The sequence below is a fragment of the Enterococcus sp. genome (assembly GCF_022711995.1).
In the GTDB taxonomy this organism is placed as follows: domain Bacteria; phylum Bacillota; class Bacilli; order Lactobacillales; family Enterococcaceae; genus Enterococcus_D.
The window spans coordinates 11,833-35,686 of the sequence record NZ_JALAHI010000117.1 but is presented as its reverse complement, the minus strand read 5'-3'; the positions used below and the strand labels follow the sequence as shown (position 1 = coordinate 35,686).

General features: G+C 42.3%; 22 protein-coding genes. 1 reads left to right on the top strand and 21 read right to left on the bottom strand.

Going from position 1 to position 23,854, the window contains the following annotated elements; all coding sequences use genetic code 11:
* Window positions 1-469: 469 nt before the first annotated feature.
* The 21 genes from Q0A12_RS12005 to Q0A12_RS11905 form a co-directional block, all read right to left on the bottom strand.
* Complete coding sequence (locus Q0A12_RS12005) at window positions 470-1,324, bottom strand: sce7725 family protein (RefSeq protein ID WP_291292884.1); 855 nt, start codon at window positions 1,322-1,324, stop codon at window positions 470-472.
* Window positions 1,325-1,328: 4 nt separating this feature from the next.
* Window positions 1,329-2,003 (bottom strand): hypothetical protein, encoded by a 675-nt coding sequence (locus Q0A12_RS12000; protein WP_291292883.1) that lies wholly within the window; start codon window positions 2,001-2,003, stop codon window positions 1,329-1,331.
* An 87-nt stretch (window positions 2,004-2,090) separates the two neighbouring features.
* Window positions 2,091-3,725: a hypothetical protein gene (locus Q0A12_RS11995; RefSeq protein WP_291292882.1), complete on the bottom strand. Its 1,635-nt coding sequence runs from the start codon at window positions 3,723-3,725 to the stop codon at window positions 2,091-2,093.
* A complete protein-coding gene (locus Q0A12_RS11990) occupies window positions 3,709-4,428 on the bottom strand; it encodes an ABC transporter ATP-binding protein (protein ID WP_291292881.1) in 720 nt (239 codons plus the stop codon). Before Q0A12_RS11990 ends, Q0A12_RS11995 begins: the two co-directional genes overlap by 17 nt.
* Window positions 4,429-4,551: 123 nt before the next feature.
* The gene (locus Q0A12_RS11985) at window positions 4,552-5,187 is read right to left on the bottom strand and encodes a hypothetical protein (RefSeq protein ID WP_291292880.1); all 636 of its coding nucleotides are present in this window, start codon (window positions 5,185-5,187) and stop codon (window positions 4,552-4,554) included.
* Between the two features lie 156 nt (window positions 5,188-5,343).
* Complete coding sequence (locus Q0A12_RS11980; RefSeq protein ID WP_291292879.1) at window positions 5,344-7,596, bottom strand: AAA family ATPase; 2,253 nt, start codon at window positions 7,594-7,596, stop codon at window positions 5,344-5,346.
* Window positions 7,597-7,612: 16 nt separating this feature from the next.
* The gene (locus Q0A12_RS11975) at window positions 7,613-8,092 is read right to left on the bottom strand and encodes a DUF6530 family protein (RefSeq protein ID WP_291292878.1); all 480 of its coding nucleotides are present in this window, start codon (window positions 8,090-8,092) and stop codon (window positions 7,613-7,615) included.
* A 203-nt stretch (window positions 8,093-8,295) separates the two neighbouring features.
* On the bottom strand, window positions 8,296-9,141 hold the full coding sequence (locus tag Q0A12_RS11970; RefSeq protein WP_291292877.1) for a DegV family protein: 846 nt from the start codon (window positions 9,139-9,141) through the stop codon (window positions 8,296-8,298).
* A gap of 96 nt (window positions 9,142-9,237) precedes the next feature.
* On the bottom strand, window positions 9,238-10,488 hold the full coding sequence (locus Q0A12_RS11965) for an LCP family protein (RefSeq protein WP_291292876.1): 1,251 nt from the start codon (window positions 10,486-10,488) through the stop codon (window positions 9,238-9,240).
* A gap of 555 nt (window positions 10,489-11,043) precedes the next feature.
* Window positions 11,044-11,880, bottom strand: coding sequence for a prephenate dehydratase (gene pheA, locus Q0A12_RS11960; protein WP_291292875.1), 837 nt, complete (start codon window positions 11,878-11,880; stop codon window positions 11,044-11,046).
* Window positions 11,881-12,387, bottom strand: a complete 507-nt coding sequence (locus Q0A12_RS11955; RefSeq protein WP_291292874.1) for a shikimate kinase — start codon at window positions 12,385-12,387, stop codon at window positions 11,881-11,883.
* Window positions 12,384-13,670 carry a 3-phosphoshikimate 1-carboxyvinyltransferase gene (gene aroA, locus Q0A12_RS11950; RefSeq protein ID WP_291292873.1) on the bottom strand — a complete coding sequence of 429 codons (1,287 nt, stop codon included), beginning with the start codon at window positions 13,668-13,670 and terminating at the stop codon, window positions 12,384-12,386. The genes Q0A12_RS11955 and aroA overlap by 4 nt, the downstream gene beginning before the upstream one ends.
* Before the next feature lie 10 nt (window positions 13,671-13,680).
* A complete protein-coding gene (locus Q0A12_RS11945; protein ID WP_291292872.1) occupies window positions 13,681-14,766 on the bottom strand; it encodes a prephenate dehydrogenase in 1,086 nt (361 codons plus the stop codon).
* Between the two features lie 81 nt (window positions 14,767-14,847).
* Entirely contained in the window at window positions 14,848-16,014 is a 1,167-nt protein-coding gene (gene aroC / locus Q0A12_RS11940; RefSeq protein ID WP_291292871.1) for a chorismate synthase, read from the bottom strand.
* A gap of 22 nt (window positions 16,015-16,036) precedes the next feature.
* A complete protein-coding gene (aroB, locus tag Q0A12_RS11935; RefSeq protein ID WP_291292870.1) occupies window positions 16,037-17,089 on the bottom strand; it encodes a 3-dehydroquinate synthase in 1,053 nt (350 codons plus the stop codon).
* 56 nt (window positions 17,090-17,145) lie between these two features.
* Window positions 17,146-18,171, bottom strand: coding sequence for a 3-deoxy-7-phosphoheptulonate synthase (gene aroF / locus Q0A12_RS11930; protein ID WP_291292869.1), 1,026 nt, complete (start codon window positions 18,169-18,171; stop codon window positions 17,146-17,148).
* Window positions 18,172-18,202: 31 nt separating this feature from the next.
* Window positions 18,203-19,072: a shikimate dehydrogenase gene (locus tag Q0A12_RS11925; RefSeq protein WP_291292868.1), complete on the bottom strand. Its 870-nt coding sequence runs from the start codon at window positions 19,070-19,072 to the stop codon at window positions 18,203-18,205.
* A gap of 399 nt (window positions 19,073-19,471) precedes the next feature.
* Window positions 19,472-20,230, bottom strand: coding sequence for an ATP-binding cassette domain-containing protein (locus Q0A12_RS11920; RefSeq protein WP_291292867.1), 759 nt, complete (start codon window positions 20,228-20,230; stop codon window positions 19,472-19,474).
* A complete protein-coding gene (locus Q0A12_RS11915) occupies window positions 20,230-21,114 on the bottom strand; it encodes an ABC transporter permease (RefSeq protein WP_291292866.1) in 885 nt (294 codons plus the stop codon). Before Q0A12_RS11915 ends, Q0A12_RS11920 begins: the two co-directional genes overlap by 1 nt.
* Before the next feature lie 124 nt (window positions 21,115-21,238).
* On the bottom strand, window positions 21,239-22,282 hold the full coding sequence (trpX, locus tag Q0A12_RS11910) for a tryptophan ABC transporter substrate-binding protein (protein WP_291292865.1): 1,044 nt from the start codon (window positions 22,280-22,282) through the stop codon (window positions 21,239-21,241).
* Window positions 22,283-22,635: 353 nt separating this feature from the next.
* Complete coding sequence (locus Q0A12_RS11905) at window positions 22,636-23,208, bottom strand: hypothetical protein (RefSeq protein ID WP_291292864.1); 573 nt, start codon at window positions 23,206-23,208, stop codon at window positions 22,636-22,638.
* A 142-nt stretch (window positions 23,209-23,350) separates the two neighbouring features.
* On the opposite strand from Q0A12_RS11905, the gene Q0A12_RS11900 reads away from it, so the two are divergent.
* A complete protein-coding gene (locus Q0A12_RS11900) occupies window positions 23,351-23,734 on the top strand; it encodes a DUF1622 domain-containing protein (protein WP_291292863.1) in 384 nt (127 codons plus the stop codon).
* Window positions 23,735-23,854 lie beyond the last annotated feature (120 nt).

The following is a 23,854-nucleotide window of genomic DNA, read 5'->3' as shown; positions in this document are numbered from 1 at the left end:
CGGCATATGTCTGAAATATCGAGAGAGAGGTCAAAAAAAGGCAAAAAAATAAGCATAATAGCTTTTAACAATTTGAATATAACTTTGTATAATATATATTATGTAAACTAAAATAAATAATTTTTAGAGCTAGCAAAAAATCTCCTGAATTTACCTCTCCTCCCTCTGATTTCACTGTATTTTTTCTTAAAAACAGCGATTTTTCTTAAAATGAACCATTTTGGGTAAAAAAATGATTTTTACTGTGCAGTCTGATGATTTTTAGATATTGAATATTTGTGTTTGCATTGCAAAGTTTGATTCCTAAAACAATTTTTAGCAAGCTTCAGCTTGCCATTAGGATTTTTGCTGATTGCCCTCAATGACTAACTGCAGCTATAACAATAGATTTTAGCTGCAGTTAGATTTCATTCAGTTCTTTGCACGGGAAATTTACGTTTAGCGGTTGATGTTATGACTTGATGAATAATCATGTAAACTGATAACGGCTGATCAGTTCCAAGTGGTTCATAACAGCAGCTTTACGCAAAACGCCCATACCTGGAAATTTATCCTTTTTATATGCTTCCAGTAGCAATGCTAAACCTGCGGTCTGAGTGGGATAGATTTCTTCATGCAATAAAACTTGCGACATCAGCTGAAGAAATTTTTCTTTTTGGGTTTCTAATGATTCATCTGAAACAAAATGAGCGATTCGCAAATTTTGCAGCGGATCAACAAATAGCCAATGCAAAACGATTGTTTTAGAGGGATAGCTATGTTCATAATAAATTTTGCTATCGATAGAAAAATCACTATACCCGGTAAATCGTTGCTGCTGGTAGTGCTGATAAACGGTTGGCAGCAATTCTTCAGGCACTTCCTGATAGAAACCATTTCTAGGCAGTCTGGTAAAAAAATCGTGCATAAGAATCTTCGGTCCCTGGATTTTCTTTAATAAACGGAATTCTTGGCCGACTAGGATTGGTATCTGATTTTTACGCCAATCACTGGCTAACGCTGGACCAGGTTGATGAACGACCCAAAGATCCGGCTGACAGTCGATAGTTTCAATCGGCTGATCAACGATATAGGCTTTAGCATGAGGCAATGTTTGTAACATGCGACTTCCATCTTCAGTTAGAAAGTCCCCCGCCTGTGGATTAACGATAACAAAAAAAGGATGTTCTTTTTTCTGAAAAAGATTCACTGTATCCCAAAATGTTTTTGACTGGCGAATAGGCTCAATGACTGGCTGGACTTCTAAAGACAGCTGCTCCATTTCTAAGAGACTTTTTAATGCCAATAAATCAAATTGCTTACCACGAAAGTACGGATAGTACATAGTGTTACTCCTTCTCTTGTGCCAAAAAGCGTTGTTCCAACTCAAAATACGCTTCTCGAGTCGCAGCCAGTTCTTCTTTTAACGCTTCGATAGCTTGCAGCTGCGTATCTTCAATAAAGCGGTCATAGTAATTGACCCCACCGCCAAATAAATCGTATTCCGGTTCCCTTTTTTTCAGCTCTTTATACAGCCGTTCCGTCGAGAAAACCCGTAAGCCTCGTGCTGTTTGCTTCGCCTTCCCCACTTCTCGCGCTTGTGCAGCGATCAAACGATACAACAACGCATTTTCGTCGACCAATAAAGATTGCCGCTGCGGTTTTTTCTCCACGCTAAAATAGCCTGGACTCCCCTTTTCCTGTTCGACAAACGCATGGTAAACCAATACACCGATTGAGGCAGGAATCTCCTCTTTCACTTTTACATATAATGCATGAGGCAAAACAAAATAATTATAATGCCCAATAAATGACAATTTCGCTTTTGAACGAAAATCTGCCAAGCTGACTTTTAATTCATAACACCGCCATTCAAATAAGTTTTCTGGTGTTAAGCGACAACTCAAGGTATCAACGATCCCTTGATCATCCGGCATGACAACCTCTTCGACGACGATATCACTGTTTTCGCGACAGTAATAATAAAGGGCTTCTTCCATTTCAAGAGTCAACGTAGTTTTCATCTGACTAGACCCTCCTATTCACAGCTTTTCTCTATTATAAAACATACGTTCGCGTTTGTGAATCAATTTTATTCAACAATGATCGTTCTATTCTTTCATTCTAAAGGTCTGAGGGGCTAAGCGGAGGATCAGCAAATACCCAACTAATACGTAGCATAGTAGAACAATTGAGACAACGATCGAGTAGGCAAATCCGGTAATCTGCAGGCGTAGATTGATATAGCAGAGCCAATACAATGCCCCACTGACAAATTTATAAACTGGATTGACCACTTTCATATCTCCAGTAAACGGCTGCAGCAAGTAATAGATAAATAACTCATGAAATGAGAACAATGCCGTCAAACTCGTCAATAATAAAAATAAGACACCAATAAAATACCAACTGGTACGTCCCCCATTTAGGAAGTTCAGAATGAAAAAACCGCCAAAGATACTGCCAGCAAAGACCCCATTGTAAAACATGGATTTGATAAAACGGTAATTAAACCCACTGAGAATCGTTTCTTTCTCTCGATAAAAGGGATAGTAAAGCAGTGAAATGTCACAGTTGACAAAAACCATTTGGACGATTGCTTTTCCCAGGGAACCAAAATACATGACTAAAAAAAGAGCCGGCAATACTTTAGTCAGATCCTCTTCATTAGGATAGGGCAGAATCTTCAGAAGGGTCAATAAAATCAATCCTAGAAATAGAATAGCTACAATACCGACTCGTTTCAGCAATTTTTTGTGCAACAGTTTACGACATCTTTGGAAGAGCAAACCATTGAGGTATTCTGATCCCTGCAAATGAGTGAGAGGCTTCTCTTGATCCAAAGAAAGCTTCTTCTGCATTTCGATTCCTTCGCTAAGATACTGATTTGAATCTGAAGCGATGGTTTCCAATACACTGATCTGCTGATAGCTTTTTTCAACCGAATAAAGGAAAAAGGCATCTTCTTGTGTAAAGTGTTTCAGGTAGTAGAGACAGCCGCTGCCGCCAATCAAAAAGAAAGCAAAAAGCCCGACCCCGAATGTTGCAGTTGGAATAATCTGTTGGAGCAACAAGCTGTAAAGAGACACTACTATCAACAAGGAAACGGCTAGTCGGCAACCAATACGCCAGCCTCTACCCCATTGCTTTTGAAATCCCCAGCGAATCAGACTGGCAGCTGCTAAGCAAGCAAAGACTGCGCCAAAGATCCCAACGAAGGACAGCCAACCATTGCCAGCAAAAAAACTGTACAGCAAAAGTGCCGGCAGATAATAAATAATGGCTTGGATCGTCTTGAAGAAAAGAGTCATTCGCAAATACTGTCGTTTGGATACCATGAAATAGTCTGTAAATTCAATCGCTTTTTGCTCTAATGTAAAAGAGAATAAATAAAAAAAATTGCTGGCTAGCGCGACCATTACCAGCCAAGTATAAAAACCGACAATCATTACTTGTTCCTCAAATCGACCAAAAGAGTCAAATAAAGGATCCCACCCACGTAAAGCAAACAAGGCGACTGCATAATAAAGAAGCAGCCAAATGATTTTTGTAAAAAAAGGCAAGATCAAGCGAAAACTAAATAATAAGGTAAAAACCATTTTTTTGAGACCGTATTGCCCATAAAGGTCTTGAGGCAGATGTTTGCCAATCAAAGGAATCTTAGTCAAAAAGTAGAGAAAGCCATTCGCTTTCGTTGAAAAGCTCGTCTCTTCATAGATCCAGTAAAGTTTAATCCATTGCAGCATCCGTCTCTCCCTCCGTCAGTAAAGCCACGATTTCCTTTTCAAAATCCGGTTCATGAATGTGCGAAGGATCAATGCCAGTCAATTGATGATTACTTAATAAAACCACTTCATCACATAAATCTTGCGCCAATTGTAAAATATGAGTGGAAAGCAAAATGATCGACGCCTCTTTTGCTGAGCGAATCATTTCCTTGATTTCAAGCGCAGCGACAACATCGAAAGAAGTCAACGGTTCATCAAACAACATGATTGGCGGCTGCACCATCAAAGAAAGAAGCATTTGTACCTTGTTTTTCATACCATGGGAATAATCTTTCATCAAACGATGCTGATCTTCCGGAGAAATCCCTACGGACAATAAAAATTCTTCCGGAGAAAGCGGCTGTTTGATACGCTCCTGATTGATATCCATAAAAAAGCGCAAAAATTCAATTGCGGTCATAAAGCCTGGGAGGTGCGGCTGTGTGAACGTAAATCCGACATCGGTATTCTCATACGTGCGCTGATTTCCCTCCTCAACTAAGGAGATACTTCCACTATCGACAGTCATATTTCGAGCAATACATTGAAATAATGTCGTTTTCCCTGCCCCATTGCGTCCTAAAATACCATAGATTTTCCCCGTTTCAAATTGGTAACTTGCTTGATCAAAAATCTGTTTCTTATCAAAGCTTTTTGAAATAGCGTTGATTTCTAAATACACAAACTTCACTTCTTTCTTTTGAAAAATAATGACTTCTAACTACTGGGTCTCACACCTGTATCGCTTATCAGTAAATCCAGATGGCCACCATTCTTTGACGAACAGCCAAAAGGTTCGGTGAAATCAATGGATCTCATGCCGATTGACAATCTTAGGTAGCCAGCTTTTGTAGCCTAGGAAACAGCCTAGAACCACTAGGAAACCAATCAGTAGATGCCATGCCCACGGTGTCACTGAAGAACCGCTATTCAGCAAGCCAGCAGGCAATTGATAGAACTGACTAAAGTCATGAAAAGCCCGTTCAAAGATCCAGCCACCTACTATACCACCGATGAGAAAAGATGAGCCTATCCCGATCCAAGAAAAAAGCGTTTCTTCAATGGCCATCATAGGAAGTGACTGTCCAACTAAAAAGCGAATCGTCACGGATTTTTCTCCTTCTGAAAAAAGAAATTGTTTGTAACAGGAACGACTGTACAAAAAAAAGATAAGCGCAAGGCCGATCCACAGAATCCCCATCACACCTAAAAAAAGCAGCAATAAAAAGATCCAGCCTTGAAACGTGCTGTCTTCAGCGGTTTGTTTTAAATGCCGTTCAAAATCATACCAACGATAAAAAAAGAACATCCACTTTTCACAAAAAAATAAAAGCGAACCCAAAAATATAAATAGTCCATAACTCATCCACAATGTTCTTCTTCGAACAAAATAAGTTCCTGCAGTAGAGAAAGGATAGAGATAACGCCAGTTTAAAGCCATGGTAGCCCCTCCTTTGAAATCAGTTTAGCATAATGAGTGAAAATTTAAAATGTTCATTTATTTAAGCTTATATGTTCTTTTTATGACAAGAAAAAGAACACGAGTTTTACAATGAATCGCAAAACTCGTGTTCTTTCAAAGATGCTGAACGGTTCGTTAAAAATAGCGACTGATCAATGCCAGTAACTGTTTGGGGAATTCTTTGAGACTACTGATATCGATATATCTTTCTGCACCATAGATTTCTTTAATCACTTCTTTGTCTTGTCCGATGGCAGCAGACAAAAAGATGATTTCTTGTCGTTCGTATTCTTTGATGACTGATTGAATATCCGCTTTTGCTTTGTTGCCGGTATAGTCTGGCATCGCCTTTGGCTGACCATCACTAATCGTTAACAGCAGTTTTGTCGTAGCCGATTGCTGGACAAGTTTTTCAGCTAAGACCCGCAACACTGCGCCATCCCGATTGTTTTGTCGAGGTTGCAAAGACATCAGCTTTGCCGGCACATAATCAAAAGGTTCACTGAATTCCTTGTAGGAGTATAGAGAAGTCTTCTCCCGGAGAGACAAATCAGCTGTGTCCCCATAAATCATCAGTGGGATCTCTAGCCGCTGGGCAAAGGCATTCACTGCAAGTGCGGCTTGTTGAGCCGCCGTCATTCGCCCTTCTCGCACCATGGACCCTGACTCGTCAATTCGTAAAGCGATGGCTAAAGAGGGTTGTTCATGGGGTGGATTCTTCTTATCAAAGGTACGAAAGTCGCCATAAGCTACGCGACTGGCATCAAAGCGCGACCCGCTGTATTTTCCTTTACCATAAGAAGAAGCGGCTTCGTTCTCTAATAATTCCAACAACTGTTTACTTATTGTATCAACTACCGGTAATAATGGCGCCAAAAGTTGTTGGGCTTTCTGAAACGCATCTTCTTGAAGCTTTGGCCGATGTACAATCAGGCCTTCCCTTGTATGGAGCGAGTGTTTAAGCGCTTGGCGGGCTTCCTGATTTGCTTGCTTTCTTAATTCCTTATCTAGTTGCTGGAACTCTTCGATGGAAAGATGCTGATTGGAAGGGGCTTGACTAGCCTGTTCGCTTCCTTCTTGTGCCTGCCCATCCTCAGAAGAGTGTTGACTCTCTAAAGTGTCACCAGCTATTTTTTCTTTAGGTACTGCTGGGTCTTCTTGATTTGATTCCTGTGTATCTGGTGTTTCGGCTGTTTCTTCCGTAGCAGCTACAGTTCCCAATTGTGAAGATGACTCTTCGATATTTCGGGCATCGGCCTCTTTCGCAGATAGAATGCGTCCTTGTACTGGTTGTCGCTGACTCATTTCCTGTCCTTGATACAAGCGTCTTAGCTCTACCAGTAATTCAGATTGATCGAGGGCTTCTTGCAGCAGATGCAATTCATCTGGATCTGTCGTTAACTTGTACAGAACTTTGACCGCGAATGTCTCTAACGGCGACTGCCCATTTTTGACTGTATTCAGCCAGTAAAAATAGGAACGCATACCTGCCACACCCTTGATGGCATTTGCTTTTGCTGTACTATCGAGAAGCCGAATGATTTCGGCCATTTTGCTGGCGATGGCTTGATCTTCATAACCTGTTTTGGCAAGCGCCCGCGCCACCATTACGGATAGTTCAGGAAGATCCATTTTTTCTGCATGCTGCATGCGATCTCGGAGAGATTCATTCAATGGCCGATTTCCTTGATAGTTCCGGTTGGTCGTAATGATGACGACACAATCGGGATGGCGCCTAACGACACCAGTTGGCAGATTCAGCATTCCATTTTGCTCCAAAGCCGAGTTGAGTGCAACCAGGACTGAAGCATCACGAATAACCGTCGGCTCTTGGACTTCCAATAGATACCCTTTTTCCATTGCACGAACAATTTCTGAAGGATAAAACTTATAATGGACAACCTCGGTGGTATCTGTTTCTTCCATTCGCCGAATCAAATCTGCCAATTTTTCACGAGCACCTTCAGTGGTAATTGAATAGTGATCCGCAATCACTTGAATGACCTGATCTAAACTGTCACTCAAATAGATTGCTTCTAATAATTCACTGTCTTCGTCTTGATCCGTTGCCACGATCGGTAACAATGCACCGAAGACATCTGATTTGTCCATATCCGCGAAACAGGTGATTTTGGTATACGGCAATTGAAGATCATAAGAGAGAGCTTTGGCTAGTTGGGTTTTTCCAGAGCCAGCGTCTCCTTCCAATAAAACATTGAAGATCTTCATTTCTGGATCCTGCCAATTCAATTTGATTTCTTGAGCGATCCGTAATTCTTCTTGACTCGTTTGATGACTCACTGGTTTTTGCCAAATCATTTGCTGTTCCAGCTTGCTGAAGTGACGACCTTCTGTCAGAGCAAAGGGAGTCGTCCGATCAATTTTCATGAGAGTTCCGCCTTTCTTAATAACCTAACTCATTTAATAATCGACTTAATATGCGAAACCGTTCGCCCAACAATTCGCCGTCTTTTTGCAAAGCATCATAGAACAATAGAATATCCTCATCGATTTTTGGGTTTTCCGTGTCCACTTCCACAGTCATGCGATTTCCCTGCAAGCCAATGATATCGATCAAAGGGTTTTCTGGATCATAAAACTTTTCATGGCGATAGGCATCTTGAAAATAGAGATTCGATTGTGCGACCAAAATTGCTAGATCAAGAATACGTGTCAGAGGCAACTCTTCTGATTGACGAGACCATTTTTCCCCTGTATGACGCCACACTTTTCCTGAAATATCGACTTTGCCCCGATCATTCCATTGTGCTAACCCTAAGGATAATCCCTTGGCATCCGTATGAAGAGCGTAACGACCATCGACTGTATCATAGTCTTCTACTTTGATGACCGGTTTGTGTTTTAGATTTTCTGGTATATTCATTTCCCATCCTCCTATTTAGTACGTTACTAAAGTAGTAATTGGATTAAGTATAGTGAGACCTAGTCGAATCGACAAGCAAGATGCTCGAAAAAACTACCTCTATTCCCAAAGAACCAGTCAAAGCCAAGGTTTGACAAGATTCCAGAAAATAGAGGTAGTTTTATAAAAATCAAATAATTGCCTCGAAGAAACCATTTCTTCTATTATTGTGCAGCAATAGCGATTCCAATCGCTTTTTCGCCCAAATGAGAACCAATCACCGGCCCAAAATGGCCCACTTCAATTTCAGCATCTGGGTATTTCTTCTGTAACTTTTCTTTTTCTTCCATAGCAACAGACAAGTTGTTCGCATGGATCACATAGAACTTCACCGGGAAAGCAATTTCTGATTCTCTTTGCCCGATAATATCTTCAGCTCGGTTAAAGGCTTTTTTACTAGAGCGGATTTTTTCATAAAGGACAATTTTCCCTTCATCAAAAGTCAAGATTGGTTTGATTTTCAATAATCCGCCAATCAAGGCTGCTCCATTGGTTAATCGGCCTCCGCGAACAAGATTGTTTAAGTCATCCACAATCAAATAAGCGTAAGTATTGTCGCGGATTTGATCTATGTGGGCAACGATCTCTTCAATGGTCTTCCCTTGCTGATTCAAATCCAATGCAGCTTCCACCATGTGTCCCATAGGCATGCTGGTGATTTTAGAATCATAGGGAATGACCCGTACTCCTAAATCATCCTTGATGCCATATAACGTGTTGATAAAGCCAGAAATGCCACTAGAAAGGTGGATACTTAAGATCGTATCATAGCCTTTTTGGGCTAGGTTTTCGTATAAAGCGATCACTTCGCCAAGAACAGGTTGAGAAGTTTTAGGGAATTCTTTACTGTTTTTCAATAGAGAATAATATTCATCCGGTTGAATGTCGATCCCTTCATTATAGCTTTTTCCATCTAAAATAACAGGTATCGGAATAACGAACAAGTCAGCGTGATCTTGGATGCGTTCAGGCAAGTAAGCTGTACTATCAGTAACAACGGCTAATTTCATTTTTTTTCCTCGTTTCAACATATTTCAAACGTCATTAATAATATAGCATAAACAGGTAAGCTTTCAAAACTCTTTTCAAAAAGTTTTCAATTAGACTTACTGATTTAAGAAACTTTCGATGGCTTGCTTATTGGTATCAAAGTTGATCACCAACACACTTCCGGCTTCATAAGTAGAGCCATACTGCCAAGAATCATCCACAGGAACCGTCAAACGATCAATGCCTCCTGCCCCTTTGGCAATCGAAAAGGTATTTTTTAATAAGAAACTGACGGGAAGGTTCGTTGAGGCATAACCTAGAACTTTTCCTGCAGCGTAGGGAAGTTTAACCATCGACAGTGGATTTTTCATGGCATGAAAGACGGCATCCATCACTTGTTGCTGCCTTCGCACCCGACCAAAATCCCCTTCTTCATCCATACGAAAACGCGCGTACTGCAATAATTCTAAACCGTTCATATTCTGTTGTCCCTTCTTGATCGGAACTTCGAGATTTTTACTCATATCTTTCTCGGCATTGATCGGCACACCATTTGAAAATAGCGTATCAATTACTTTCTCAAACGACTTGAAGTCTACTTTGGCATAATAGTTGGTCTGAATGCCAAAGTTTTCAGCTAATGTTTGGCGAACCAATTCAGCGCCCCCAAAGGCGTAAGCAGCATTGATCTTATTTTCTCCATAGCCGGGAATCGTGACCAATGTATCCCGCATGAAAGAAATCAGTTTTGGCTTTTTAGAAGGACCATCTAGTTGCAAGACCATAATCGTATCCGCACGGCCAGCCTCTCCTTGGCGGCTATCACTTCCTAAAAGCAAAATATTTTTGGCACCATTTGCAGATGCTACCCCATTAAAAGTTTCTGTATCTGAAGCTTGCGCATCTCTTTTAGCCACTTGTTGTCCGGCCACAAAAGCTACAACAGAATAGGCCAGCACAAAAACCAGCAAATACAGAAGAAAGCGCAAAATTGGATGTTTTTTACGTCTCTTGCTCTTTGCATTGGCTGCTTTCTCTTGTTTGGCTTGCTTTTTGCCAGACGACTGCCCGTTGCTTCCAAAAGCCATGTTTGATTTGCTTGAAGATTTTGCCTTGGATTTTTTACCCGCTGTTCGTTTTGGCCCTCGAAAGGACTTATTAGCGGACGAATGATCACCTCCGGGTCGTTGACTTGTTTGATCATATGGCTGCTCTACAAATTCATTTTCTTCTAAAAATTCCTCGTCTTGAGGGTGTCTCACAGTTTTTGCTTCCCGCCGGGCAAAAATGGTTTCTTTCCCCGCAGACCGTCGTTCTTCTTTCGCTAATTGTTCATGCAACTTTTTGTTGCGATCCATTCGACTCATAGGATAGTTCCTCCAAATAAAAAAAGCTTTTCTTTCTTATAAGAATACCTTACGAAAAAAAGAAAGAAAGCTATTTTTTTAAATTTTAAGACTTTCCTAGCAACTTTTTGAGTTGAAGAAGTCCAAATTGTTCAAAAAAGAGCGTCCCCTTTCTCATTCCCCTCGACATACTAAGAATAGGAAAGTTCTTTTGATGAAAGCTCAAAGCGAATCATGTTGACTAACTATTTTGTCAGCGCGAGAGTTCTTTTTCAATAAAATCTTTCCAGCCTCCATCAGAAGAGTCCTATAGATGGTTTCAATACGTTTCGATCATCAGCAAAGCAAAAAAGCGGCAGCTGCAACGATTTTCAGCTCCGCCCTTATTTTCCTTTTTATAAGACAGAAAAGCCTAGAAAAAGGCTACATCTATCGCACTTTTTCTAGGCTATTTTAAGCTAATTGTTAGGAAGTAACCCGCTCAGGGTGTAATTCTCCAGTTTTTAGGTAGCAAAAACAGCCAGCCTTTCGAAGCATGCTGGAACAGTCTCACCAACAAAAGAAAGAGACTGTTCCTTACTTTTTACCGATTTCCCTCACCGCATAAGTACCTAGCAGATGGACATTGCAATCTAACATCCTAATTTCTTGAAAGGCATTTTCAATTAAAGGCCAAGGCTGATTCAGCACTAAATCTATGACGAAAAAATATTCACCCAAACTTGTTTTTAAAGGTCGCGATTCGATTTTACTCAAATCGATCCCCCGCCAGCCAAAAGCGGCCAAAATCTGATGCAAGCTACCGGGGCGATTGGTGGGCAACGTCACATAGACGGTAGCTTTGGTTGCCTTATCGTGAAAAGGATTCGTGGGAGTTGTTTTTTGCAAGATCCAAAAACGGGTCTGATTGCTGGTGGTATCTTGGATATTCTCTTTTTGAATAAACAAACCATACCCAGTTGCCGCTTTCTTAGAAGCAATCGCTGCCACTGGTTCTTCTGGATGTTCTGCCACAAAGGCAGCAGCAGTTGTCGTTGATGCCACTGCTTCTATAGGAACATCGGGAAAGTGCTGTTGCAAAAACGCTGTACACTGTGCCAAAGCTTGTGGATGAGAAATGATCTTGGCAATCGGCTGATCTGGATGGGCGGTAAGCAGCTGATGGTTGATCGGTAAAATCACTTCTTGTTCGATGGTTAGTTCTTTTTGGCGAAACAACGTGTCAATGGTCGCATGAACAGAACCTTCCAACGAATTCTCATTTGGCACGACCGCTCGCTGGACTTTTCCATCCGCTAAAGCTTGAATACACAATGGAATCGATCCAAAAGGAACCATTTCTTCGTTCCTAAAGGATTCGCAGGCCGCTTGATAAGTGAAGGAGTTTTGAGGACCTAAATAGCCGATTTTCATTTATTCACCTGCTTTTTGGAGAATCTCCGTTACGATCGCTGTGGGCGATTTGTGGGTCGTGTCAATCACTAATGTCGCACTTTCTTCATACAATGGAATTCGTGGACGATATACGTCAATGATTTCATCAGGTGATTTTGAGACCACTAATGGACGTACCGTCTTCGTGTCATTCTTCAGCCGTTTGACAAGTTCATCTGTCTCGGTCTTTAAATAAACGACTTGCGGCATTGTTTTCAGCAACTGACGATTTTCTTCTTTTAAGACGATGCCGCCGCCTGTAGAAATTACTCGGTCTAACATCAATGAGTTGGCTAGAATCTCTGTTTCTTTTTCCCTAAAGGCCGCTTCCCCATAACGGTCAAAGTATTCCTGGATCGTCATGCCAATTTCTTCAACGATCAAATCGTCAAAATCAATGTGCGCTAACTCTAATTGTTCTGCCAATAGACGACCAATCGTCGTTTTTCCCGCACCCATGAAACCAATAAGAACAAAACCTTTCATTTTGTGCCACCTCCAGTTAATTGGCGGATGTCATCGAAGAAGTGCGGGTAAGATACCGCTACTGCTTCCGCCTGTTCTAATTCGACATCTTCTGTTGTTAATAATGCAGCGACCTGCAACATCATTCCGATTCGATGATCTCCACGACTGGACACGTTCCCTCCGTGAAGGGGTGTAGGTCCATGGATGATCAAGCCATCTTCTGTTGGGGTGATCTTTGCTCCTAGCTTCGTCAATTCTTCTGCTGTCGCATCGATTCGATTTGTTTCTTTAACTTTCAATTCTTCAGCGTCGCGAATCACCGTTTGCCCAACCGCCTGTGTGGCTAATAAAGCAATTATTGGTAATTCATCAATCAAACGGGGAATGATCTCCCCTTGAATGTCAATCCCCTTTAGTTCAGAAGAACGAATGATCAGAGTCGCCGATTGATTTTTTTGATCGATCGCTTCTACGGAATAATCCGCACCCATTTGATCTAGCACATCGAGAATACCTGTTCGAGTGGGATTGATGCCGACATTTTCTAACGTGATTTCGCTATTGGGCATAATTGCACCGGCGGTTAAGAAAAAGGCTGCGGAAGAAATATCTCCGGGTACGATGACTTCTTGCCCCGTCAATGATTGCGGTCCCTTTACTTGAATTTCCTTTCCATTAACCGTGATACTTCCGCCGAATTGGCGAATCATTTCTTCCGTATGGTTGCGGCTAGTTGCTTTTTCAATGATTCGTGAAGTTCCTTCTGCTTGCAATGCAGCAAACAACAATGCCGATTTGACTTGCGCACTTGCAACAGGCATCTGGTAATCAATTGGCGTTAATGCACGGCTACCTTGGATCGTAATTGGCGGGAATTCACTTTCGTCGCTCCCATTCAACTGTGCCCCCATTTGATTCAAAGGTACCATCACTCGGTTCATTGGTCGCTGGTTCAACGAATCATCGCCGAATAAAGTAGTCGTAAAGGGTTGTCCTGCCAAGATGCCCATCATCAAGCGAATCGTCGTGCCGGAATTACCAACATCGATTGGGCGCGCAGCTGCTTTTAATCCCTTAAATCCTTGTCCAGTGATCGTGAGGATTTCACCGTCATCTTGGATGGGTACGCCCAATTCTTGAAAGGCATGAAGGGTGCTTAAACAATCTTCCCCTCTTAAAAAGTTACGGATTGTAGTGGTTCCTTCCGCGAGTGCCCCAAACATGATGCTGCGGTGAGAAATGGATTTATCAGCTGGAACAGTTATTTTTCCTCTGAGCTGGTTGGCTTTAAGTAATTTCATCTGTGTTCTCCTATTTTATCCGACACTGATAGGTCGTTTTTTCAGTAATCAATTGCTGCGCTTGCTGCAAATCGTGTTGATTTTTAAAAGTCAGTTGTAAAACCCCCATAATATCTTCGCGAGTCTCTAAAATCTTCAAATTGATCAAAGAAAGATTCTCTGTGCTTAACAACTGGGTCACTTCTGCTACCACACCTGGATGATCCGGTACATCAATCATTAAATCATAAAATGCTGGGATCGCTCCATTTTGGTGGACTGGCAGGTGGTCGCGGGTTTCTTTTGCTGATTCAAAAAATTGGAAAATCGCTGCTTCATCTTCAGCTTGTAACCATTGAGAGACATGGGCCATTTGATTTTGCCATTCTGCGATCAATTGCAAAAGTTCCCGACGATTACTTAGTAAAATATCGGTCCACATGCGGGGATCCGAAGACGCAATGCGGGTAATGTCGCGAAATCCTCCGGCAGCTAATTGCTGCGCTCTAGGCTGACTTTGATTAAACCCGTTGGCTTGATTGACCAACCCCGAAGCAATAATATGGGGTAAATGGCTCAACATTCCGGTGATTTGATCATGCTCCGTTGGGGTCAGCTCTACATATTTTGCCCGTGTACCTTGAAATAATTGCTGCAATTCATTGATCCGATGACAGGTAGTTGGGGTGAAAATATAGTAGGCATTCTCAAAAAGATTTTCATCGGCTGCCGAGATCCCGGATTTATGGGAACCAGCCATTGGGTGTCCCCCGATAAAATCAAAAGAGAACTGTTGCGCAAATTGAACGATCTCTGCTTTGGTACTGCCGGTATCGGTGACCAGCACATTCGGCTTTAAAGATAAATTTCCTAATTCAGCCAAATAGGTCTTCGTGATTTCTACCGGCAAAGCTAATACGATGATTTCTGCTTCCGTTGCACCTTCAGCAAAGGAACTTGGGACCACATCGACGACTTTTCTCCGCAGTGCCAGGGCATTTGTGGATTCACAATGATCCCAACCAATCAGATAGCTGTCAGCAACAGCTTTCTTAATACATTTTGCTAAAGATGCGCCAATCAATCCTAATCCAGCGATCATGATTTTTTGTGTCATTGGAATGTTCCTCTTTTCTTCCAGAATGGGTAACAAGAATACTTTTGTAAAAAATGGGACAACGTGTAGAGCTAGCTGTTTTTAGTAGTTACGCAAGTAGTCACGGTATTCTTGAACAGCTGCTTGCAATTCTTCAAAGGAATCACTAGGAAATTTTTCGAGGATTTCATTTGCCACCACTGTAGCAACGACATTTTCACAGACGACGCTGGCAGCGGGAACTGCGGTACTATCCGAGCGCTCAACACTGGCTTTGTAAGGTTCTTTGCTATCGATATCCACACTTTGCAATGGTTTATATAAGGTAGGAATAGGCTTCATCACCCCACGAACGACGATAGGTTCGCCATTGGTCATTCCACCTTCAAATCCACCCAGATTATTGCTGCGACGGGTATAGCCTTTTTGTTGATCCCAGAGGATTTCATCCATCACTTGTGAACCCGGCAAGACCCCTGCTTCAAAACCGACACCAAATTCGGCGCCTTTAAAGGCATTGATGCTGACCACGGCTTGCGCAATCTTGGCATCTAGCTTTTTATCCCACTGAACATAGCTGCCTAATCCGGCAGGCACACCGCCAATTAAGACTTCTACCACGCCACCAATCGTATCGCCATTCTTTTTGGTTTGATCGATCAGCTGCTTGATCTCTTCTTCGACGGAAGGATCCAACACCCGGACTTCAGATGCTTCGGAGCGCTCGGCGATTTCTTGAACAGTCAATCCCTCAGGAACGGTCGCTTTGATGCCCCCAAGCATGGTCACATGGCCGGCAACTTCGATGCCCAGTTCCTTTAAGATTTTTTTGGCGATGGCACCAATGGCCACCCGCATCGTCGTTTCCCGTGCTGAAGAACGTTCTAAGACATTGCGCAAATCTTGATGACGGTATTTCATGCCCCCGACTAAATCCGCATGTCCTGGTCTTGGACGGGCCACCCGGCGCAGTTTTCGGTCTTTTTCCGGAACCTCTTCGATTGCCATCACTTTGGTCCAATTTTTCCAATCCTTGTTTTCTACCACCAATGTCACGGGGGAACCTAATGTTTTCCCATGGCGAATGCCGGAAGTGATGCGGACTTGATCTTTTTCAATCAGCATACGACCGCCACGGCCATATCCCGTTTGTCTTCTTGCTAATTCATGATTGATATCTGCTGCTGTTAGTGGTAATCCCGCTGGTAACCCTTCGATGATAGCGGTCAATTCTGGGCCATGAGATTCACCTGCTGTAATGTAACGCATAAACCGTCGCTTCCTCTCTCTTTTAGATAAAGTCTTTGATTTCCTCAGTAGGGATCGTAACGATCTTTGCTTGCCCGATTTTTTCTAGCAAAACAATCTTCAACTGATTCCCCCGGGCTTTTTTATCATGAGTAATGGCTTGATACAATTGATCTTTATTGATCACCTCTGGATGAGTAGGCAAATGGAACTTGCGGATCATTGCGATCAGCTCTGCCGTCGTTCCTTTCGGTGATTGACCGATAGCTTCGGCATGTTGGGTGATCATCACCATCCCCATGGCTACGCCGGCCCCATGGCTGATTTCAAAAGCTGCTGTTTTTTCTAAGCCATGTCCAATGGTGTGGCCGAAATTCAACGTCAGCCGACTGCCATGATCGAAAGGATCTTCTTCAACAACTTTTTGTTTGACCGTTAAAGCTGCTTTGATCACTTCTTCTGCACGGTCTAATAATGCTGCTTCATCTGTTAATTCGCTTAATACTTGCCATAACTGTTCATCGGCGATCGCTGCTGACTTAATGATCTCTGCGATGCCTTCTTGTACCCGATCGAGGGGCAATGTCCGTAAAAGTTTCGGATCGATCAAAACCCCCGCAGGCTGAGCAAAGGTCCCAACTAAATTTTTGGCGTTCTTAGTATTGACCGCTGTTTTGCCGCCAATACTGGAATCTACTTGTGCCAATAAAGTGGTGGGAATCTGTAAAAAGTGGATGCCTCGCATATAAGTTGAAGCGACAAAGCCGGCTAAATCTCCGATCACCCCTCCCCCTAGGGCAATGAGGCCATCGCTTCTAGTCAATCCAAGTTCTGCTAAGCGATCATAAAGGATCGTTGCTTGTTCAAGGGACTTGCTTTTTTCTCCTGCTGGAACAACGAGTAATTTTGCTGCAAATCCTTCTTGTATAAGGGCATCGATCACCAGTTGTCCATACAGCGGTGCAACATTGCTGTCCGTAATCACCGCGATTCGTTGCGGCTGCCACAATCCTTTGACCCATGTACCAACTTCTTCAAAAGCCCCTTGTTGGATGACAATGTCATAGGAATGTTCTGCTAAATTTATGTGTAACATCAAACGATACACCCCTTTGTTTTTCTGTTCTCGTGTTTCAGTTGTAATCAGAAAGTTTATTTTTGTAATGCTTTGATTTCTTTCATCGCTTTTTCCATAATATGGACTTCATTCATCATATTCATGTAGGTTTTTTCGTTCAATGATTGTGGTCCATCAGACCAAGCGTTTGCTGGATCGGGATGAATTTCCACGATCATGCCATCTGCACCGGCAGCAACTCCGGCTCTGGCCATCGGTGGAACAAGATCCCAGATTCCTGTACCGTGACTAGGATCCACAATGATTGGGAAGTGACTTAACTTTTTAATGATTGGGACTGCGCTAAGGTCGAAGGTATTCCGGGTGGCTGTTTCGTAGGTCCGAATGCCTCGTTCAATGAAGATGACTTCACTTTTGTCTTGAACCGCAATGTATTCCGCCGCGTTCAACCATTCATCAATGGTTCCTGAAATGCCGCGTTTTAGGCCGATGGGTTTTCCTGTTTTACCGACAGCCGCCAACAATTTAAAGTTTTGCATATTCCGAGCACCGATTTGCAGGATATCACTGTATTCCGCGACCATGTCAATATGGGCTTCGTCCATGACTTCTGTGATGACTTTCATTCCAGTTTCATCGGCAGCTTGACGAATGTATTTCAACCCTTCTTCTTCAAGTCCTTGGAACGCGTAAGGCGATGTCCGGGGTTTGAAAGCGCCACCTCGTAAAATCTTCGCTCCTCCAGCTTTGGCGATTCGCGCACATTCGCGGATTTGGTCCAGACCTTCAATTGAACAAGGGCCAGCCATGGTTACGAAATTGCCGTCTCCGATTTTGACACCGTCCACATCAACGACTGTATCTTGGGGATGAAATTCTCGTGAAGTCAATTTGTAAGTATTCGAGATACGAATCGCATCTTCTACCCCTTCGTAGCTGCGAAAAGCAACATCTTGAATCCGGCGTGTGTCTCCTTTTAGACCGATGACGATTTGCTCTTTTCCTTGATTGACCTGAACATCAAGTCCTTCTTTTTTGATTCGCTTCACAACAAGATCTACTTGTTCTGCTGTAGCATTAGGTTTCATAATTACGATCATTTTTTCTTCCTACTTTCGTCGTTAATAGTTTTTACATTTTTTCTATCATTGCTTTGACTTTTTCGATGGGCATTTGTTTGCCAGTCCAAAGTTCAAAGGCAGCCGCTCCTTGAAAGAGCAGCATACTTAATCCGTTGGCTGTTTTCGCGCCAGTGGCTTTTGCTTCCTTCAATAGTCGCGTTTCTCGTGGATTATAGATCACGTCATACACGGCTAATGATTCGCGCAGCAAGCGGCTATCTTTTAGTGGACTTTCGTCTTCATTCGGTTTCATTCCGACTCCCGTTGCATTGACTAGCAGCTGACTTTCTTCTACTGCTCGTCGTAATGCTTGTTGCTCATCCAAATCTTCTAATGTAATGGTGCAGCCGGTAGCACTGGCAATTTGTTGAAGTTTACTCTCGATAATTGGATAAAAGGCATCTTTTCGGTTAAAGACATGAATCGTTTTTACGCCATCAAGAGCGGCTTGGCTAATAATAGCTGTTGCAGCACCCCCCGCACCAATGACGGTCATCTTGCCGCCAATGATGGAGACATCGATGTCGGCCAGCGCCCGCATAAAGCCGATTCCATCTGTGTTGTAGCCAATCAAATGGCCATCTTGGTTGACGATCGTATTGACGGCACCAATCAATTCAGCCGCTGGTGACAATTCATCTACCAAAGGGACAACCGCCATTTTATGGGGCATGGAAATATTGGCTCCTAACCAGTCCAGCTGACGAATACTTTGAATACTTGCAGCTAAATCTTCTGGTTCGACATCAAAAGCCAGATAGACCGCATCCACTTGCTGATCTTCAAAAGAAAGATTATGCATGGCTGGTGAGATGCTGTGTTTGGCAGGTTTAGCGATCAGTCCCGCCAAACGGGTATGTCCTGTGATCATTTGATTCATTTACATTCATTCCTTTCAACAAAAAAAGATGTCCACTGTAAATTGCAGAATCTACAGTGAACACCTTTAAACATTACATATCAAGTGATATGTGAATATAAAAAATAGCCACTATAGATTTTACGATCTACGTGGCTGCAAAGTCATTACGAAATGCCTTAGCCATCATAGATACAAACTAGCGTTTGTACCCATGTCTTTCATGAATACAAACCTATCTAAAATAGCTAAAGTAATATTTATTCAGTTGTGAGGGATTCGTTAGCAATTTTTTCATAATTGTTCGCTCCAAACTGATGTAAGATTGTTCTAAGTATAGGTGGAACTTTGAAAGTTGTCAATGATTTTTTCTTATTTTTTTCATTTTGCCGATTTTCACCCTTTGCTCCTACCTGCTTTTTATAAATCATCTTCAAAGAATCGTAAGAGATCCTGCAAACGCAGTTGGGCTTTTTCTGCTGCAGACAAGTCCTTCGCAATTTCTCCTTTACGAAGCAAGATCAAGCGATTCCCATACTTCAATGCATCTTCCATGCGATGGGTGATCATCAAGCAAGTCAACTGTTGCTGGGCCACGCGGTCAGCAGTGATTTGCATCAACTGTTTCGATGTTTTCGGATCCAATGCCGCCGTATGCTCGTCCAAAAGAAGCAATTTTGGGGTTTGGATCGTTGCCATCAAAAGGCTCAACGCTTGGCGTTGTCCACCAGAGAGATTTCCAGTAGGCGTATCCAAATGCTGCTCAAGACCATTGCCTACTTCTTGACATAATTGGTAATAAAATTCTTTTTGCGCATGTAATTGGCGCAGACGCAAGCTTCTTTTTTCCCCGCGGCGCTGAGCCAAAAGCAGGTTTTCCGCCACAGTCATTCGTGGAGCGGTGCCCATTTTAGGGTCTTGAAAAACCCTCGATAAGTAAGCGGCTCTTTTTTCCTCTGACAATTGTGTCACATCATGGCCATCGATCAAAATCTGACCGCTGGTAAGGGGAAGTGTACCAGAAATGCAGTTGAACAAGGTGCTTTTTCCAGCCCCATTCCCTCCTACCACTGTCACAAATTCGCCGGGTTGTAGTTTTAAATCTACTTTTTGCAACAGTGTCTTCTGCTCATGGGGACCATTTCCGATGATTTTCGTTGCTTTATTGATGGTTAACATTATTCATCCTCCGTTTCAAAGCCAGTACGCAAGTGTAGGGAATTTTTGAATTGTGGGATCAATAGACAAAGTGTCAACACGATCGCCGAAAAGATTTTTAAGTAAGTTGTATCAAAACCAGCTTTGATTACAAATAAAATCAACAACTGATAAATAATGCTGCCGACAACAATCGCTACTAACCGTTCCAATAACGTCAGTTCCCCGAATAGGACTTCCCCGATAATAATAGAGGCCAAACCAATGACGATTACCCCAATACCTTTGCTCACATCGGCATAGCCATCGTTTTGCGCGATCAATGCACCAGATAGTGCAATCACGCCATTGGAAACCACCAAGCCAATGATTTTCATCCTATCGGTATTGATCCCAAGGGATTTGGCCATATGCTCGTTATCACCGGTAGCAATATACGCTTGTCCGAGATTCGTATGGAAGAAAAACAGCAAGACTGCTCCAATCAGTAATACCATCAAAAGACCAATCAGTACTGTATCAAAATAATTTGGCAAATTTAATTTTGTGAAAAAATCTTGGATTCTTCGTTGATTTAAGAGTGAAAGGTTCGGCGAGCGCATTACGAACAACATCACTGAATTTAACCCTGACATGACGAGGATTCCGGCTAAAATCACGGGAATCTTTCCCTTGGTATAAAGAATTCCGGTTACAAGTCCGGCTCCCATTCCGGCACATACACCTAAAAGAGTGGCTAAAATCGGTGAGACACCGTGGGTGATCGCTGTCACACAAACAGCTCCCCCTAATGGAAAAGAACCCTCAGTGGTCATATCCGGAAAGTTGAGTATTCGATAAGTCATAAAAATCCCTAACCCAAGGATCCCCCAAAGGAGTCCTTGTCCAATTGCTGAAACAAACATTTCTTTTTCCTCCTTGTTACGAATGAAATCACTAAACTGTCTAATAGCACTAATAGCAGTAAACCCCATTCATTGTTTCACTACTTTTAATAAAAGTTGCCGACGGATGCCTTAACCTGCGAATTCACTCTGAACTGGTTGTATCCTCCGAAAGAAGAGTGGCTTCTTGCTTGAGGGATTCTGGAATCGTGATCCCTAAAAATTCGGCTTGTTTTCCATTGATGACCATCTTTCCATCTTTAAACGTATAGATAGGCGTTGTCGCAGGATCCGATTCCCCTTTTAGGATCGCAGCTGCCATTTTTCCAGATTGGACCCCTAATGTAAATTGATCTTGACCCACCGTTGCCAATCCGCCTTGTTGGACCATTGTTTCTGCCGAAGTGATAATGGGTGTTTTCGTTTTGTTGGCTTCTCCGACGACTGTCTGCATGGCATTGGCGATCGTGTTATCCAATGGAATAAAGATGAAATCGACAGATTCTGCCATTACTTGGACCGTCTGGGCAATTTCATTGCTGGAAGGAACGGGATAGGTTTTTGACGTCAGTCCATATTTTTTCGCTGCTGCTTCCGCTTCAGCCGCTTGATATTTGGAGTTATCCTCTGTCGATGAATATAAGATACCAACTGTTTTCGCTTCTGGCATCAATTGTTGTGCTAATTCAAATTGACTAGCTACCGGCGTTTTATCTGACACTCCGGTAATATTTCTGCCAGGTTTATCCATGGTATCAACCAAATTTGCCCCCACTGGATCTGTCACTGCCCCTAAAACGATCGGCACATCCTTGGTAGCATTGGCCAACGCTTGTGCAGCAGGTGTCGCGACTCCTACTAAGACATCTGCCTTTTTGTCCAATAATTGCTGACTCATGGTGGCTAGCTTACTTTGATCCGCTTGCCCATTTTGAAATTCAATGGTTAAATTATCCCCTTCGATGTAACCGGATTGTTTTAATCCTTCTTTGACACCCCGGGTAATCTCATCTAATGCATCATGACTGACAAATTGCAAAATCCCGACTGTTTTGTGCTCGTTTTTTTCTGGTTGATCTGTCGCTTGTGCAGAATCACCCGTTTGTTTTGCACCCATCTGATACCCAAAAGCAGCCAATAAAAATCCAAAAATAACAACAACCGCAGCAATTAATCCTTTATTTTTCATTCATCATTCTCCTCGCTTTTCTTTACTTGAACCAAAGAACTAAAAAAGCAACTGCCGATAGTACGGCAGTTGCTTCAAGCAAAAACCGCATAGACTCATCGTTCTATGCGGTGAAAGATTCATTTACCAGCATAGATACAGCACTTTAGAAGGTTCTCTAAAAAGTTGTATCTATGGATTGAGGTCCACCAATACAACTATCTACGCCAGTTTTGCCATGAATTAAATTGCACTGGGTAAAATAGTTTCATATCAGTTCCTCCTTTTTCCATTTATCATTCGTTGTTTTTCTTAGTTTAGCCTATTGATAAAAGAACGTCAACAACTTTCGTTAAAATTGTCAGATTTTTTTCTTATTCGTCTAGTTGGCGAATGTTCCACATCGGTAACCGATTCAATTCAGGAATAAAATCCTCCGTCGGGGTCTTGAGAGAGTCATAAGTAAAGCGATTTTTCTCTTGCCCATTTTCAAAGAAAACAAAAGTGATCTCATTTGCTTTGACACCATATGTATCGAGAAAAGACTGTGTGTCATAGACGATCGGATAGTAATAGACCCCTCGATTCATTTCAGATTCTTTGTCCTTGATCAATTGGAACACTTCCGCTAATTCTTCCCCGTTAGGCTTGCTAAACATCACGGAGATTGCTTTTGTCTTTTGAATCGTCTGATCTGCTGCCGCATATTCCAATGGTTCAATTTTGGCAGATGGCAATTCTTCAAAGGCCATCTTGTGGATCAACGATGTTTTGATGCGTGTCTGAGAAGTGATGATGACTACAGCAAACAAAACCGCAAGAAAAAGCCCTGTACCTAGATAGTACATTGTTTTTTTCTGGTTCTGATAAATACTATGTACAAATTCCGACCAGCTTTCCTCGATTTTCTCTTTTATCACCTGAAAAAAATCCTCAAATCGTTCCATTCTAAATCCCGCCCTTTTCGTCTGCCATCAACCTTATCTTTATACTAGCAAGATGTCTTGGGAGCGTCAAGAAACTTACCATATAACTTTCCATATGAGAAGATATCCGCTAAGATAGAGTAAAAAATGAAAGGAGTTCATCATGACTGATCTTGCGGAACTTTTAATGGATCATGCAATCCCCATTTTAGATGTGATCGTTGTTTGTTTGAACCTGCTTTCGATTTTCGTACTTGTTTGGGGTGTGGTAAAAGCCGGTTTCGATTTTATTCGTTTTGAACTTAAAACCAAAGATCGGATGAGCGCAGCCAAAGAAAACAATTTTATTCGCAATTTTCTCGGCAGTTATGTGCTGCTAGGATTAGAAATTTTGATCGCTGCGGATATTATTGAGACCATCATTCATCCAACCTTTGGCGATATTGTTCGCTTAGCCGTGGTGGTGGTCATCCGTACCATTATTTCTTATTTCTTAAATATGGAGATTGAAAAAGCACTGAAGGATGCCCAAAATAGTAAAAATTGATCCTTGGTGAGTAGATCGCCTTTCAACCAATAGGTCGATTGGATCGCGATTGGTCTTTCTGACCGCTTTTCGTTATAATAGAACTACGCGATCCAGTCGGTGTTGGTTTTTTACTTGCTT